This is a genomic window from Mesorhizobium sp. M1078 (genome assembly GCF_040318615.1).
Classification (GTDB): domain Bacteria; phylum Pseudomonadota; class Alphaproteobacteria; order Rhizobiales; family Rhizobiaceae; genus Mesorhizobium.
In genome coordinates, this window is the sequence record NZ_JAMYMP010000022.1 from 73,188 (window position 1) to 88,237 (window position 15,050).

Here is a 15,050-nt window from a genome sequence, read left to right on the forward strand (position 1 = left end):
CTCATGACCGACACGTCCCGCCCCAATGTTCCGCCCAAACTCGATCCCGAACAGCTGCAGCTGCGGGCCTCACCGCGCCGGGCCGTGCGCTTCAAGCGCGGCATAATCGTCGCGATCGCAGCTGTTGGCTCCGCCACCATCTTTGGCGTCACGATGATGGCGCTGCAGGGGCCGGCACTGCGCCTGAAGCAGCAGGCTGAAGAGCTTTACAGCACCGACCGCAACCCGACCGCCGAGGGACTTGAATCGCTGCCCAAGGACTATTCCGGGAGCAAGCCGAAGGCTCCGGTGCTTGGACCGCCGCTGCCCGGGGATCTCGGCCGTCCTATTCTCGAGCACCAGCGCCAGCTTGGCATCGCACCTGGGCAAGACGTTTCCGCCGAGGCGCAGCGGCTTGCACAACAAGCGATTGAGGCGCGCGAGTCGCAAGTCCTCTTCCGCATCGAAAACCGGCCCCAGCAGACGGAAGCTTTTGGCAATGGGCAGGGCGGACGTTCGCCTTTCGAGACGGCGTCTCCGCAGCCAGATACCGAAGGCCAGCGAGCTTCCGTCGCGCCGGCCGAGGGCGACCAGAACAATCAACAGCGCAAGCTCGATTTCATCGATCAACGGAACACCGGCGGGATCTACAACCCGCATGCACTGCAGACGCCGGCTTCGCCCTATCAGATCATGGCCGGTAGCGTGATCGCTGCAAGCCTGATCACCGGCATCAATTCCGATCTGCCCGGCCTTGTCGTCGCCCAGATCACCGAGAATGTGCACGACAGCGTCACCGGCAGCATCCTGCTCATCCCGCAGGGCTCACGGCTGATCGGCACCTACGACAGCGTTGTAGCCTTTGGGCAAAGGCGCGCTCTGTTGGTGTGGCAACGCATCGTGATGCCGGACGGCTCCTCTACCGAAATCGACAATCTGCCCGTGACCGACGCGGCCGGCTATGCCGGGCTCGAGGACAAGGTGGATTTCCATACTTGGCAGTTGATCAAGGGCGTCGCGGTAGCCACATTGCTGGGGGTTGGTACCGAGTTGAGCTTTGGGGAAAATGAAAGCGACTTGGTCAAGGCAATTCGTGAATCCACCCAGCAGAACGTCAGTCAAGCGGGCCAACGGATCACTGAAAAGAACCTGAACGTCCAACCCACGATCACCGTGCGCCCTGGTTGGCCGTTGCGCGTCATCGTGCACAAGGACCTCGTGTTGCGGCCATACACGGGGTGAACAGGAGGACTTCATGGCTAACCTGAAACTCGGAAAACTTCCGGACCGGACACCTTCGAAGATCACCATCACCGTTGGCGCCGACTTGAGCCAAGCACTCAACGACTATGCCGCACTTTACCGTGAGACCTATGGCGAGTCCGAAACGGTGGCGGAACTGATCCCCTTTATGCTGGTCGGGTTCCTGGAAGGCGACCGGGCGTTTGCCAAGGCCAGAAAGGAAGGTCTGCCGGGCGCCGGCGCGTCGGAGAAACCACGAAGGCAATCATCTTCCACACTGGACAACGGTTAGCGCTTGGTGTCGTTGTGGAGCACGCTAGGTTCTTGATCCTGACCGCGTTGCCGCCGGTCCGTACTCCACCAGTTCGAGTGCCTCCTCCTTTGTGCAGGAATTCGCCTGAGCGAGTTCGAGCGCCTCTTCAAGGAAGCGATGATTGCGCTCCTGTACATCGAGGTGAGCCGGCGTCGGAAAGCACGCGACAATCCATTGCCACACGCGGTGTTGAAACGAGCCTGAAGGCATGTCTAATTCCCAGCGGCTACCTTGAGAAGACACTGAGTCTGAGGGAGATTCAAGTTTCAGGGGAACAACTAAGCCTGCTAGACAATAAGTGCATAAAAGCCGTGGCTTTTTCTTGCGGCCGGCCTCGTTCTCTTCGGACAAAAATCGATCTTGTCACGATGCCGCCAGACCGGATGCTGAATGACAGCTTCTCGCCAACAGTAATTGAATAGCGGACCGGACCGCTCCCGGCCCCGACAAGTTGTTGAGTTCTCGACCAGCGGTCATTCTCGATGGTACCGTGGCGAAAGGTCGATCGCACATTGTTGCGTGGCGCAATGATTTTATATAGGTTGGTATATGAAGGTTGCCGATATGTGAACGTATATAGCGTTAAATTGATATAGTAACGTATATTGACACCCGTCATATACGAGCCTATATCAGGCTAGCTCATACAGAAATCGTATACGCCATGAAGATCAGAACAGCTCGCGACATTGGAATCCTGATCAAGGAGGCCCGCACCCGGCGCGGCCTGTCACAGGCTGCCTTGGCCAAAATGATCACCACGACGCAGACGTGGGTGTCGTGGATCGAGAACGGCAAGCCCAGCGCCGAGATCGGCAACGTGCTGCTGGCGCTGACCACGCTTGGTGTGGAGATGGACTTTCAGATCCCGCCGGCGCCGACGTCGGCTGATCATCATCATAATGCCGATGAACGGCATGTCGACGATGACGACGACGAGATTCCCTACAAGCTCTAGATGACGATGATCATGATGAACCCGATCGACACCCTCGACGTCTATATCGCTGGCAGACCGGTTGGGGGGCTCCACCACCTGCAGGGCGGCAAGCTTTCGTTCTCCTATCACGAGGCATGGATGGAAGGCCCGGTGGCGATCCCGCTCTCCCTGTCCATGCCGACGATCACCAGGACCTACGAGGGCAAGGTCGTCGAGGCATTCCTCTGGGGCCTACTGCCGGATAATGAGCAGACCCTCGCCAGATGGGCGCAGAGGTTCCAGGTCTCCGCCCGAAACCCGTTTGCCCTGCTCAAGAATGTCGGCCGCGACTGCGCCGGCGCCGTCCAGTTCCTTTCGCGTGGCGACCAGATTTCCCGCGGCGAGAACGTGGAGTTGCTCACCGAGGCGCAGATCGGCGACCGCCTGCGCGATCTGCGCAAAGATGGTGCAGCGACCCGGCGAATCGGCGATCCTGGTCAGTTCAGTCTCGCTGGTGCGCAGGCAAAGACGGCGTTCCATTTCGATAAGGGCAACAATCGCTGGGGGATCCCTCTAGGCGACACGCCCACGACACACATCTTCAAGCCGCCTTTGCCGCACTTGCACGGGCATACCGAGAACGAGCATTTCTGCCTGCAGCTTGCATCCAAGCTCGGCATGGACGCTGCACATAGCCAGGTTCTCGACTTCGCAGGCGAAAAGGCAATCGTTATCGAGCGCTACGACCGCCGCAACAACGAGGGCAAGACCATCCGCATCCATCAGGAGGACATGTGCCAGGCCCTGTCGGTGATGCCGACGCTCAAGTACGAGAACCAGGGTGGGCCAGGTATCACGACGATCTCCAGAAAGGTGCTGTCGGCCTCCCTCGACCCCGTCCAAGACCGTCAGATCTTCATGGCCGCGAACGTCTTCAACTGGATCATCGCCGGCACGGACGCGCATGCAAAGAACTACTCGATGCTGCTCGGAGCCCAGGGCGAGGCCCGCCTAGCTCCGCTCTACGACATCTCCTCCATTCTGCCGCACCTCGGGGGAGAGATCCAATCTGAGATGCGCGACCTTAAACTGGCGATGAAGATCGACAGAGTCTATCCCATCGAGGAGATCATGCCGCGCCACTGGGGGCGCTGTGCGTCCTCAGCAAAGGTTGGCGGCGAGTACACGGTGCGGACGATCCGCCATCAGCTCGCGGTGATGCCCGATATGGCGTCGGAGTGCGCCCAAGAGCTTCGCCAGGAGGGGATCATCCATGAGATCGTTGGTCGCCTCGTCGACGCGATCGCGACGCGCATCAAGGGCTTGTCCCGGATCTATGGAGAGGAAGGTTGTGGAGGTTAAAGTCGGGCGGGGATAGCGGATCCACGGACTAATGCCGGCGAAACGGACGGACCGCACACTGCCCACGGGATTCTCGCTCTAATAGCGCGCGGGCCCCGGGCCGGGTAGATGGCCGGTTTCGGAACCGGCCATCGGCAGCTTGAATGACGGAAATGGGGTCGGCTGCAGAACGGCAGCTTCCCGCCGAACGCGGTCAACTTTCTCTCCGGAAAATCTGACAATGCGGGCCTACGATTTGGCGTCGAGTTGTGGCGTTTTTCGACGGTCAGTATGATTTCCGGCGGTTGGAGATTTGTATCGGCGTTTGATGAACGGCCTCTGTTGGTTTCAAAGTGGATGGTCGCGTTGGTGTGTGGACAGCAGGCTTGCGGCGTCCCTCGATTGAGATCACCCGCAGGTTTTTGCTCTTGAGTTCATCCAGATAATCGGCCCACCACTGCATCATCTCGACGCGCTCGTCCCAGTGCTCTGCCCGGGCGTAGGCGCGCCGAACGTCGTTGTTCTCAATGTGGGCCAGCTGCCGCTCTATCGCGTCCGGATGCCACTTGCCGCATTCGTTCAGCAGAGTTGATGCCGTTGCTCGAAAACCATGCGCGGTAGCTTCTTCCTTGCTGTAACCCATACGACGCAGTGCGGCGTTAAGGGTATTGTCGGAAATCGGACGCGAAGCCGATCGAACACTAGGAAACAGCAGCGATCCATCACCAGAGATTTCTCTCAGTGAAGTCAGGACGCTGATCGCTTGCTTTGATAGGGGTATGCGGTGCGGCCGTCGCATTTTCATGCGTGCTTCAGGGATCGTCCACACCGAGCTTTCAAAATCGAACTCTTCCCATTCAGCGGCGCGAAGCTCGCCTGGGCGGGGAAACAGCAGCGCTATCAGCTTCAGACCGGCTCGCGTTGTAGGCTGTCCGTCAAATGCATGGATCGCCCTCAGCAAACCGCCCAAGGCCTTCGGATCGGTAATCGCGGCGCGAGACGTTACCTTCGGACTGATGAGTGCGCCTCTGAGGGCGAAGGTCGGATCTGTCTCGGCGCGTGCGGTCGCGATCGCGTATCGAAACACGCTGCCGATGGTGGAGCGCAGTCGCCTGGCCGACTCATATCGACCGCGAACCTCCACGCGACGGAGGGCGGTAAGGATGCTGGCCGGCTCGATCTCCCGAATGCACTTGTCGCCGATTATCGGATAGGCAAAGTCGAGCAGCCATTTGACCTTGCTGATCGTCCGGTCGGCACGTCCCTCCTTCTTCAGCTTGTCAACATATTCGTCCGCGATTGAGCGAAAGGAGTCCTTTGCCGAATCGGCCTTCCGCAAGCTGCGTTCCTTTCCAGGGTCGACGCCAGCTAGCAGGAGCCTTTTAGCATCATCGCGCGCCTCCCGTGCCTCGGCGAGAGAGATAAGGGGATAGCTGCCCAGCGCGAGCAGTTTCTGCTTGCCGTCAAAGCGGTAGGCGAGCCGCCAGAGGCGAGAGCCCGTGGGCTGTACCCATAGCTGCAGCCCGCCCCCGTCAGACAATTTCGCGAGTTTGGAAGCAGGGCGGGCGTTTCGACATTTCACGTCGGATAGGGCCATTCGTCAGGTCTCCCTTGGCTGTTTCGATACCATCAGGATGTCGAATACCAACGGAAATACCATCCCCCCGCCTCGTTGGATCAAATGCGCCCGAAGCGCTCTCTGTCACGCCTAATTGCGCAATGCGACAGCAAAAAATCAATAATTCCAGTCGCTTGCAGAAGCTGCAGCGTAGACGGTTCGGCTAAACGGAGTGTCGGGAGAAGAGGGGATGGTGCCCAGAGGCGGATTCGAACCACCGACACGCGGATTTTCAGTCCGCTGCTCTACCAACTGAGCTATCTGGGCCTCGCCGGCAAACGAGACATCGCCTGACCGGATTTCAGGAAAGCGCCGTGGGGCACCCCTTGAAAGCGCGTGGGTTATAGCACGGGAATCCGGCCTGTCCAGCGCCTAAGCGCTGATTTTCCGGGGCAATTGTCGCAGACAACACCGACGCCGGCAAAGCAGCAATTGCGTAAGGTCGGCGAAGTGGAATTGCGCGGCCGGCACCGCCCAAACCCTACTTCGGCTCGTCGCTCTCGTCCTCGTCATCCCGCGCGGTGATGACATAGGCGCCCTTCAGCCAGCGGTTGAGGTCGATGTCCTTGCAGCGCTTCGAGCAGAACGGATAGGTCTCGCGCGCCGACGGCTTGCCGCATTCGGGGCAGGGGCGCTTCGGGCGCAGTGGTGTGACCTTATCGTCCAGGCTCATGGCCGCGCGGTATGCCAGCTGGTGTGGACCTTGAAGCCTTCGCCCGAAAGCAGCGCCACTGTCTCGTAGAGCGGCAGGCCGACAATGTTGGTGTAGGAGCCGACCAGCTTGACGACGAACGAACCGGCGAGACCCTGGACGGCATAGCCGCCGGCCTTGCCGCGCCATTCGCCGGAGGCGACATAGGCGTCGATCTCCTCGCGTGGAAGCCGCTTGAAGCGTACCCTGGATTCAACCAGCCTTTGGCGCAGCTTGCCGCCCGGCGTAATCAGGCAGATGCCGGAATAGACCCGGTGCGAACGGCCCGAAAGCAGTCCAAGGCAATTGGCGGCGTCGTCCAGCGTCTCGGCCTTGGGCAGGATGCGGCGTCCGACCGCGACCACCGTATCGGCGGCCAGCACGAAACTTGGCGCATAGTCTTCCTCGCTTTTCAGCGAGGCCAGCGCCTTCTCGGCCTTTTCCTTCGACAGCCGCTTGGCCAGCGAGCGCGGATGTTCGGCGCGCAGCGGCGTTTCGTCGACATCGGCTGGCAGCACGCGGTCCGGCTCGATGCCGGCCTGTTGCAACAGTTCGATCCGGCGCGGCGAACCAGAGGCAAGCACGAGCTTCTGCAGGATGCTCATCGCGGTTCGCGCCGGACTGTTACTTGAAACGGTAGGTGATGCGGCCCTTGGTCAGGTCATAGGGCGTCATCTCGACCAGGACCTTGTCGCCGGTCAGCACACGGATGCGGTTCTTGCGCATGCGGCCAGCCGTATGGGCGATGATCTCGTGTTCGTTTTCGAGCTTCACCCGGAACATCGCGTTGGGCAACAATTCCGTCACGACACCCGGAAACTCGAGGACTTCTTCCTTCGGCATTCGATACCTTTGCTTGGATTGCAGTTCCGGCGCCCTGGAGCGCCCAGGCCGGAATTTCGGCGGAACCTATATGATAATCGTGCGCTTGTGAACACGCTTAGATCGCGTCATAAGCGACGCGCTCCAAGCTTTCGTTTTATGCATGTCGTTGTCTCAAAACCGGGACCGCTTTTGAGCGACATGCATCAATCCGCCGCGTTTTTTACCTCCGGAAGCAGAAAACGTCGGCTAATGCGCGCTTTCAGCCGTTCTCTCACGTCGCGATAGCTGGCCATGATCTGCTCGCGCCTACCGCCGACATCGGTCGGATCCGGCATCGGCCAGTATTCGACGTCGACGGCAAGCGAGCGGGTGAGTTCGAGCGCGGCGTGGTGGGCTTCCGGCGCCAGGGTGACGACCAGGTCGAAATAATCGTCCTCGAGATCGTCCATCGAGCGCGGCTGGCGCTCGCCCAGCGTCAGGCCCTCTTCGGCCAGCACCGCGTCGACGAACGGATCGCGCTCGCCCCTGTGCACGCCGGCAGAGGCGACGAAAGTGGCCGGCGGCAGCATGCGCCGCGCCAGCTGCTCGGCCATCGGCGAGCGCACGGCGTTCATGCCGCACAAGAACAGGATCGAGCGGGGCGCCCCAGTCAGGTCTAACCCCGCCAGTGCAGCACGCAGACCAGCGTGAACAGCCGCCGCGCCGTGTCGAAGTCGATGTCGATCTTGCCGGCCAGCCGGTCCATCAACGTCTGCGAGCCTTCATTGTGCAGGCCGCGCCGGCCCATGTCGATCGCCTCGATATGGCTCGGCGTCGAGGAGCGGATGGCGTCGTAATAGCTTTCGCAGATCAGGTAGTAGTCCTTGACGATGCGCCTGAGCGGCGTCAGCGACAGGATATGGGTGACGACATCAGCACCATCCTCGCGGGCGACCGCAAACACCAGCCGGGATTCGGCCAGCGAGAGCTTCAGCCGATAAGGCCCGGCGCCGTCATCGTTGACCGGCTGAAAGCTGTTTTCTTCGATCAGGTCGAAGATCGCAACCGCGCGCTCATGTTCGACATCGGGCGTCGAACGGCCGATCGACTCGTCGAGCTCGACATCGATCAGCCTTGCGCGGGTTTGATCGCCGTCCGCCATCGCCGCCTACATGTTCAGCCGGATGGCGACGGAGCGGCCATGCGCGTCGAGGCCTTCCGCCTTGGCCAGCGCAATCGCCGCCGGCGCAAGTGCTCTCAGCTGCTCCGGCCCGAGCTTCAGGATCGAGGTGCGCTTGACGAAATCGAGCACCGACAGGCCCGAAGAGAAGCGCGCCGAACGCGCCGTCGGCAGCACGTGGTTGGAGCCGCCGACATAGTCGCCGATGACTTCGGGCGTATGGCGTCCCAGAAACACAGCGCCCGCATTGCGCATCCTGGCCAGGAAGCCCTCGGCATCGTCGATGGCGAGTTCCACATGTTCGGCGGCGATGCGGTCGACCAGCGGCAGCGCGGCTTCGATGGTCTCCACCAGGATCACCGCGCCGAAATCGCGCCAGCTGGCAGCCGCCGTCTCGGCGCGCGGCAGGCTCAGCAATTGGCGCTCGACCGCCTGTTCGACTGCTTTTCCAAACGCAGGATCGTTGGTGATCAGGATCGATTGCGCCGACACGTCGTGCTCGGCCTGCGCCAGAAGATCGGCGGCGATCCAGTCGGGATCGTTGCTGCCGTCGGCCACCACCAGCACTTCAGACGGTCCGGCAATCATGTCGATGCCGACCGTGCCGAAGACCTGGCGCTTGGCGGCGGCGACATAGGCATTGCCCGGTCCGACGATCTTGGCGACCGGCCGGATCGTCTGCGTGCCATAGGCAAGGGCGGCAATCGCCTGCGCGCCGCCGACGCGGTAAATCTCCGAAACGCCTGATATATCGGCTGCCACCAGCACCAGCGGATTGATGATGCCGCCCGGCGCCGGCACGACAATGACGATGCGCTCGACGCCCGCCACCCTGGCCGGCACGGCGTTCATCAGCACCGAGCTTGGATAGCTTGCCGTGCCGCCCGGCACATAGAGCCCGACCGCCTCGATCGCCGTCCAGCGCGAACCCAACTCGACCCCAGCGGCATCGGTATAGCGATCGTCCTTGGGCATTTGTCGCTCGTGATGGGATCGGATGCGGTCGCGCGCGAACTTGAGCGCATCGACCGTCTGCGGATCGGCGTCTTTGTAGGCCTGCGCGATGTCGTCCTTCGACACGGCGATGCCGAGACTATTGAGGTCGGCCTTGTCGAATTTCAGCGTGTAGTCGACCAGGGCAGCGTCGCCCTCGGCACGAACCCGCGCAATGATGGCGCGCACGGCAGTGTCGACGTCCTCCGATACTTCCCGCTTGGTGGTCAGGAAGGCGGCGAAACGCTGCGCGAAACCGGCATCGGATTGGATAAGCGTAATGGCCATCGGCTGCGTCTAGATCATGGTGAGATTTGCTTGAAATCTCATCATCATCTAGCCCTTTGTTGGAGCATGATCTCTGGACAAACGATTCCCGTTTTGTCCAACAAAAACCGGCACCCACTTTTTGGGATCATGCTCTAGACCCTGTGCACCGGACGCGAGGTGGCTTCCCAAGCGCCGCCTATGTCGGCAAGCCGTGCCTCGATGCATTCGACGTCGAGCATGATCGCGCCGCCGCCGGAAAAGACCAATTCGACGATGCCGGCCGGCTTGCTGATTTCGATAAAGCTGATTGCCAGAAGCGACAGCACCTCGGCCGGCCGATCGCGGGCAATGCCGCTGGTCTTGGCGCCGAGCACGCGGTCGAAATGCAACACCGCCTGGCGCCGCTCATTGTGCGGGCTGAACAATCCGGATTTCGCCTCCCAGACGAAGCGGTTCATGGTCAAAATGAAACGCTTGGCCGAAGGCAGGTATTCGAGATCCGAGACCTTCATCACGGCGTCCTGGACGTGAGCCGAGACGATGCTCAGATCCTGATCGTCGAGCGCAACGAGTTTGAGGGCTGCCATGCCGAATGCACACCTGAAAGTTGGTTTCAGCCTTCTGTTAGGCGGTCTTTCCGGTCCGTGCAACCGCGACACAAATTCAACCCGAGGCTAGCGCCTCGGGTTTGAAGTGTTGGCGGTGAATGAAGGCAGCACCAGACGCCTGTCTGTCTGAAGCAACTGCCGTGCGGTCAAGCCGAAATCCGCTCGATCACCGCGCCGCAATTGGAGAGCTTTTCTTCCAGCCGCTCAAAACCGCGGTCGAGGTGGTAGACGCGGTTGACCGTCGTTTCGCCTTCGGCCGCCAGACCGGCGATGACCAGCGACACCGAGGCGCGCAGATCGGTCGCCATCACGGGCGCGCCCTTCAGCTTGGAGACGCCGTCGACGATCGCCGTTTGGCCGGACAGCGTGATGTGGGCGCCGAGCCGGGCCAGTTCCTGCACATGCATGAAGCGGTTTTCAAAGATGGTCTCGGTGATGCGCGACTTGCCCTTGGCCATGGTCATCAGGCCCATGAACTGCGCCTGCAGATCGGTCGGGAAGGCCGGGAACGGCGCCGTCGTCACGTCGACCGGCGAAATGCCGGCGCCGTTGCGCCGGACGCGAATGCCGGAATTGATCGGCGTGATCTCGGTACCGGTCTGGGCAATCACATCCAACGCGGTCTGTAGCAGCTCGGGGCGGGCGCCTTCGAGCACGACATCGCCGCCGGTCATGGCCACAGCCATGGCATAGGTCCCGGTCTCGATGCGGTCGGGGATGACGCGCACGCGCGCGCCCGACAGCGACTCGACGCCATCGATGGTGATAACAGGCGTGCCGGCGCCGGAAATTTTTGCGCCCATGGCGTTGAGGCATTCGGCGAGGTTGACGATCTCGGGCTCGCAGGCGGCGTTTTCGAGTACCGTCTCACCCTTGGCCAGCGCCGCCGCCATCATCAGCACATGGGTGGCGCCGACGGAGACTTTCGGGAACACATAGCGATTGCCGACGAGGCGGCCGTTCCTGGTCTTGGCCAGCACATAACCAGTGTCGACATCGATGTCGGCGCCCAGCGCCTGCAGGCCTTCAAGGAACAGGTCGACCGGCCGCGTGCCGATGGCGCAACCGCCGGGCAGCGACACTTTCGCCTCGCCCATCCGGGCCAGCAGCGGGCCGATCACCCAGAACGACGCCCGCATCTTCGACACCAGCTCGTAGGGCGCGGTCGTGTCGACGATGTTTCGGGCCGAGAAGTTGATGGTGCGCGAATAGCCCTCATTCTGCTTCTCGCGGCGGCCGTTGACCGAATAGTCGACGCCGTGATTGCCGAGAATGCGGATCAGCTGCTCTACATCGGCCAGATGCGGCACGTTTTCCAGCGTCAGCGTGTCGTCGGTGAGCAGCGAGGCGATCATCAGCGGCAAAGCGGCGTTTTTCGCGCCCGAAATCGGAATGCTTCCGGCGAGCTTGTTGCCGCCGACAATTCTGATGCGATCCATGAGAGAATGTCCCCTCGGCCCGAAAGGCCGGTTTTCGTCAGTTTGCGTATCGGCCCGTCTAGACCATTGGCCGGCTTGGTTCAAGATTCCTGAGCCCGTTGGCCAAGTTGGCCGGCCAGTGTGGCCGATATCGGTCAGTCCTTGTGCATTTTTTCAGCAGCCGCCAGGCCTTCCGGGCGCTGGTCAGCGTCACCGGTGCGCCGCGAACGCGCTTGCGTCTTGCGCTTCATGAGATTGGCGCGCAACTGCTCGGCCAGACGGTCCTTGCGGTTAGTCCCGTCCTTTTTTGCCGGATCAGCCTTTTTCGGTGGAATTGTCTTGTCGTCCATCGTTCCGTCCCGCCCGCGACTGGCAGGGCCTGCCGTTCAAGGGATAGCTAGCATTGTGGCGCCGCCATGTCAGCGAAACTTGTCTGGCAAAGCCTTTCACAGACGCCTTGCGCTTGCCGGTTCTATATGGCAGAAGCCCCGCCATCAGCGGCTGCGGTAGCTCAGTGGTAGAGCACTCCCTTGGTAAGGGAGAGGTCGAGAGTTCAATCCTCTCTCGCAGCACCAGTTCATTCCTTTGATTTTAAAAAGATGCAGTCGCGAAGTCGGGGTCTCGTTGCGGACCAAAAAAGCCGGCTGACGCAAAAGTGCCAATCCCGCCATCCAACCGTGGCCCCCTCGCCCGGAAACATTGAGAGAAAGAGGCTCTACGGGCCGGACGACTGCTCAACAAGTCCGGACCTGTCAACTCATGAACAGGCCGGACTGGCCGTATCCGGCATGCTGAACACTACCGCGCGCACGCTGAAAGCCAGCCGCCTCGTACGCATATCCACGACAAGAACACAGCTCGCCCAAGGACTTGCCATCGGCCGGCCATCATGATGCCATCTCGCTTGCGGAAGATAGCGTCGGGATTTGGGGTAGAGAATGCTCTTCGGGCGAACGGCAGGTGCGACAGGGCGCACGTGTGCGGCAATTGCTGCGGCACTGGCGCTGTGCCTATGCGCGTTTGGCCCCGCTTTGGCTGAAGAGCCGAAGGCGCTGAAAGGCGTCGCGCTCATCATCGGTCAGTCCGAGTACCAGCATGTCGGCAAACTGCCCAATCCGGAAAACGACGCCCGCGCCATCGAGGAGATGTTCGACAAGCTCGGCTTCGAGACAAATGTCGCCACCAATCGCGACGCACGCAAATTGCGGCGCGATCTCGAAGGCTTCGTCGACGATGCCGAGGGCGCCGATGTCGCCATCATCTACTATTCCGGCCACGGCATCGAAGCCGGCGGCGAGAATTATCTGGTCCCTGTCGATGCCGATATCTCGGCGCTCGACAATGCCGGCGAAAGCTGGTGCCGCTGTCGTCCATCGTCGCCGAACTGAAGGCCAAGGTGCCGGTCACCATCGTTCTGCTGGACGCCTGCCGCAACGATCCGTTCCCGCCGGGCACGCTCCTGAAGCTGGCGCCGGGCGACGAAGGCAAGCCGATCGGCGCCGGCGGTCTCGGCGAAACGCGCGGCGTGGTTTCCCTGAAAGGTGGCGCCGAGGCCAAGGGCTCGGTCGACGACAGCCTCGGCCAGGTCATCGCCTTTGCCGCCGAGCCCGGCAAGGTTGCGCTGGACGGTCCGGCCGACGGCAACAGCCCTTATTCGGCAGCGATCCTGCGCCACATCGACACGATGGGCGGCGAGGAATTCGGCACCGTTTTGCGCATGATCGGCGAGGAGGTCTATCTCAAGACCAATGGCCAGCAGCGGCCCTGGGTCAATGAGAGCCTGCGCCGTCTGCTCTATTTCGGCACGCCCGCGGAGGCGCCGAAAGGCGATGAGGGCGAAATCCTCAGGGAGCGGCGCCAGCTCCTGCTGACCATCTCGACGCTACCCGATCCGGAGCGCCGCCAGATCGAAACCATATCGCGTGACGGCAAGGTGCCGATGGATGGGCTTTACGCCATGCTGAAGGCGCTCGGGGTCGACATACCCAAGGATCCGGCTGAGCTCGACAAGCTGCTGCGTGGCCAGACCGAACGGCTGAAACACGTGTTGGCCGAACGCGAGACTTTGAAAAACCCGGACCCCGAAATTGCCAGGCTATCGAAACTCGCCGAACAGGCGGTTCAGGAAGGCGCGCTCGAAGCGGCGCAGAAATTCAACGAGCAGGCCAAGGCCCGCATCGGCGAACTTTCGTCTACGGTCGACCAGGCCGAGGCCGAGCTGAAGGCAAAGCGGCTGGAATTCGCAAAGGTCTTCGCCAGCAGTGCCAGGACTTATGAAATCTCCTTCAACTTCAAGGAGGCTGCGCAGGATTACGCCAAGGCCTTCGAGCAAGCTGCCAAATGGAGCGACGAAGACGCGTTCTACTACAAGGCGGCAGAGGCCAACGCTCTGTCGGAACAAGGGGACTTCTCCGGCGACAATGCGTATCTCGCCCAGGCCCTGACAGCCTATGAACAGGCATTGACCTATGTCACCCGCGAAAAGTTGCCGCTGCTTTGGGCGGCCACCCAGAACAATATGGGCGCCACGCTTGCTACGTTGGGCGAACGGGAAGCCGGCCGCGAAAACCTCGACAAGGCAGCTGCCGCCTATGAGCAGGCGCTGACCGTCTATACGCATGACGCCTACCCCGACGACTGGGCATCGACCTATGGCAATCTGGGCACGGTCTACTGGCGGCTCGGCCAGCGCGAGAACGGGACGGCGCTTCTGGAGCGGGCTGTCGCGGCCTTCCGCTCGGCGCTCGAGGTGCAGTCGTTGAAGAAACTGCCGCTGGAATGGGCGGCGACGCAGAACAATCTCGGCATCGTGCTGTCCGAAATCGGCGACCGCCAGACCACATCGGACAGTTTCCGCGCGGCGATCGAGGCGCATCGTGCGGCATTGACGGAATACAACAGAGAGCGCGTACCGCTCGACTGGGCATTGAGCCAGATCAATCTGGGTGTCGTTCTGGCGAGCCTCGGCGCGCGCGAAAAGGATGTACCGACGCTTGAGCAATCGGTCGCGGCCTTCCAGGCGGCGGCTGAGGAGATGACCAGGGAACGCGCGCCGGCGCAATGGGCGACCATCCAGAACAATTTGAGCACCGCATTCGAGTCGATCGGCGAGATCAACGGCGATATCGCCGCGTTGCAGCGCGCGCGGGAGGCGGCGGAGGCATCGCTTACGGTTTGGACGCGCGAGCACGCCGCGGCGAGCTGGGCCAACGGCCAGCTGACGCTCGGCAACGCCTTGCAGCGCCTCGGCGCCAAGCAGAAGAACAAGGAACTGCTGCTGCAGGCAGCCACCGCGTACCAGGCCGCTCTGTCCGAATATCCGCGTGAGAAACTGCCGCTCGACTGGGCTTCGCTGCAGCAGAATCTGGGATCGGTCAACGACACGCTCGGCGATCTCGATACGGGAACCGATTACTACATTCAGGCGGTGACCGCGTATCGTCAGGCATGGGAGGTCTATACCGCAACCGCCGCGCCGGGCGAGTTCGCTTCGATTGGTTACAGCCTTGCAGGCACGCTATCGAACTGGGGCGAACGCGCGGGGGACATCTCGACCCTGCGGCAGGCGATCGTGCCCTTCCCGAGAGATGGGTGACAGTTCATTCCGGAGACATGGGTTACACTTTCGGCCCTTTGCAAGGAGAGCAAGGTGCCTTGGAAGGAGTGTAACGTCA

General features: G+C 61.6%; 16 protein-coding genes and 2 tRNA genes. 7 read left to right on the forward strand and 11 right to left on the reverse strand.

Translation table 11 applies throughout. The features are described from left to right. The first annotated feature begins 3 nt into the window (after positions 1–3). The 4 genes from NKH38_RS23910 to NKH38_RS23925 all read left to right on the forward strand — a co-directional run bounded on the left by NKH38_RS23910 (position 4) and on the right by NKH38_RS23925 (position 3,815). Complete coding sequence (locus NKH38_RS23910) at positions 4–1,221, forward strand: TraB/TrbI/VirB10 family type IV secretion system protein (protein ID WP_023729046.1); 1,218 nt, start codon at positions 4–6, stop codon at positions 1,219–1,221. 13 nt (positions 1,222–1,234) lie between these two features. Then, positions 1,235–1,513 carry a DUF2274 domain-containing protein gene (locus NKH38_RS23915; RefSeq protein WP_023689356.1) on the forward strand — a complete coding sequence of 93 codons (279 nt, stop codon included), beginning with the start codon at positions 1,235–1,237 and terminating at the stop codon, positions 1,511–1,513. Between the two features lie 685 nt (positions 1,514–2,198). Continuing rightward, a complete protein-coding gene (locus NKH38_RS23920; RefSeq protein ID WP_023689355.1) occupies positions 2,199–2,492 on the forward strand; it encodes a helix-turn-helix domain-containing protein in 294 nt (97 codons plus the stop codon). Beyond that, complete coding sequence (locus tag NKH38_RS23925; protein WP_050587469.1) at positions 2,493–3,815, forward strand: type II toxin-antitoxin system HipA family toxin; 1,323 nt, start codon at positions 2,493–2,495, stop codon at positions 3,813–3,815. Positions 3,816–4,080: 265 nt separating this feature from the next. Here NKH38_RS23925 and NKH38_RS23930 read toward each other — a convergent pair whose 3' ends face one another. From NKH38_RS23930 to NKH38_RS23980, 11 genes are all read right to left on the reverse strand, one after another. Further along, positions 4,081–5,391 carry a tyrosine-type recombinase/integrase gene (locus tag NKH38_RS23930; protein ID WP_023729047.1) on the reverse strand — a complete coding sequence of 437 codons (1,311 nt, stop codon included), beginning with the start codon at positions 5,389–5,391 and terminating at the stop codon, positions 4,081–4,083. 212 nt (positions 5,392–5,603) lie between these two features. Beyond that, positions 5,604–5,679 (reverse strand) — tRNA-Phe (locus NKH38_RS23935). A 214-nt stretch (positions 5,680–5,893) separates the two neighbouring features. Further along, positions 5,894–6,085: a DNA gyrase inhibitor YacG gene (gene yacG, locus NKH38_RS23940; protein ID WP_023669280.1), complete on the reverse strand. Its 192-nt coding sequence runs from the start codon at positions 6,083–6,085 to the stop codon at positions 5,894–5,896. Then, a complete protein-coding gene (locus NKH38_RS23945; protein ID WP_023681911.1) occupies positions 6,082–6,708 on the reverse strand; it encodes a Maf-like protein in 627 nt (208 codons plus the stop codon). The genes yacG and NKH38_RS23945 overlap by 4 nt, the downstream gene beginning before the upstream one ends. A 19-nt stretch (positions 6,709–6,727) precedes the next feature. Then, positions 6,728–6,946 carry a translation initiation factor IF-1 gene (infA, locus tag NKH38_RS23950; RefSeq protein ID WP_006200926.1) on the reverse strand — a complete coding sequence of 73 codons (219 nt, stop codon included), beginning with the start codon at positions 6,944–6,946 and terminating at the stop codon, positions 6,728–6,730. A gap of 185 nt (positions 6,947–7,131) precedes the next feature. Next, positions 7,132–7,596, reverse strand: a complete 465-nt coding sequence (locus NKH38_RS23955; protein ID WP_084569868.1) for an arsenate-mycothiol transferase ArsC — start codon at positions 7,594–7,596, stop codon at positions 7,132–7,134. Continuing rightward, positions 7,584–8,069, reverse strand: coding sequence for a UPF0262 family protein (locus NKH38_RS23960; RefSeq protein ID WP_023669283.1), 486 nt, complete (start codon positions 8,067–8,069; stop codon positions 7,584–7,586). Before NKH38_RS23960 ends, NKH38_RS23955 begins: the two co-directional genes overlap by 13 nt. A 6-nt stretch (positions 8,070–8,075) precedes the next feature. After that, entirely contained in the window at positions 8,076–9,368 is a 1,293-nt protein-coding gene (gene hisD / locus NKH38_RS23965) for a histidinol dehydrogenase (RefSeq protein ID WP_023729049.1), read from the reverse strand. A gap of 134 nt (positions 9,369–9,502) precedes the next feature. After that, complete coding sequence (locus tag NKH38_RS23970; RefSeq protein WP_023701831.1) at positions 9,503–9,937, reverse strand: DUF2948 family protein; 435 nt, start codon at positions 9,935–9,937, stop codon at positions 9,503–9,505. Between the two features lie 167 nt (positions 9,938–10,104). Continuing rightward, the gene (gene murA / locus NKH38_RS23975) at positions 10,105–11,397 is read right to left on the reverse strand and encodes a UDP-N-acetylglucosamine 1-carboxyvinyltransferase (protein WP_352763772.1); all 1,293 of its coding nucleotides are present in this window, start codon (positions 11,395–11,397) and stop codon (positions 10,105–10,107) included. 134 nt (positions 11,398–11,531) lie between these two features. Further along, positions 11,532–11,726, reverse strand: a complete 195-nt coding sequence (locus NKH38_RS23980; RefSeq protein ID WP_023729050.1) for a hypothetical protein — start codon at positions 11,724–11,726, stop codon at positions 11,532–11,534. Positions 11,727–11,876: 150 nt separating this feature from the next. Here NKH38_RS23980 and NKH38_RS23985 point away from each other — a divergent pair. The 3 genes from NKH38_RS23985 (at position 11,877) to NKH38_RS23995 (ending at position 14,971) form a co-directional block, all read left to right on the forward strand. Then, positions 11,877–11,951 (forward strand) — tRNA-Thr (locus NKH38_RS23985). Between the two features lie 363 nt (positions 11,952–12,314). After that, positions 12,315–12,764: a caspase family protein gene (locus NKH38_RS23990; RefSeq protein ID WP_352763776.1), complete on the forward strand. Its 450-nt coding sequence runs from the start codon at positions 12,315–12,317 to the stop codon at positions 12,762–12,764. After that, on the forward strand, positions 12,734–14,971 hold the full coding sequence (locus tag NKH38_RS23995) for a tetratricopeptide repeat protein (RefSeq protein ID WP_352763779.1): 2,238 nt from the start codon (positions 12,734–12,736) through the stop codon (positions 14,969–14,971). The genes NKH38_RS23990 and NKH38_RS23995 overlap by 31 nt, the downstream gene beginning before the upstream one ends. Positions 14,972–15,050: the final 79 nt, after the last annotated feature.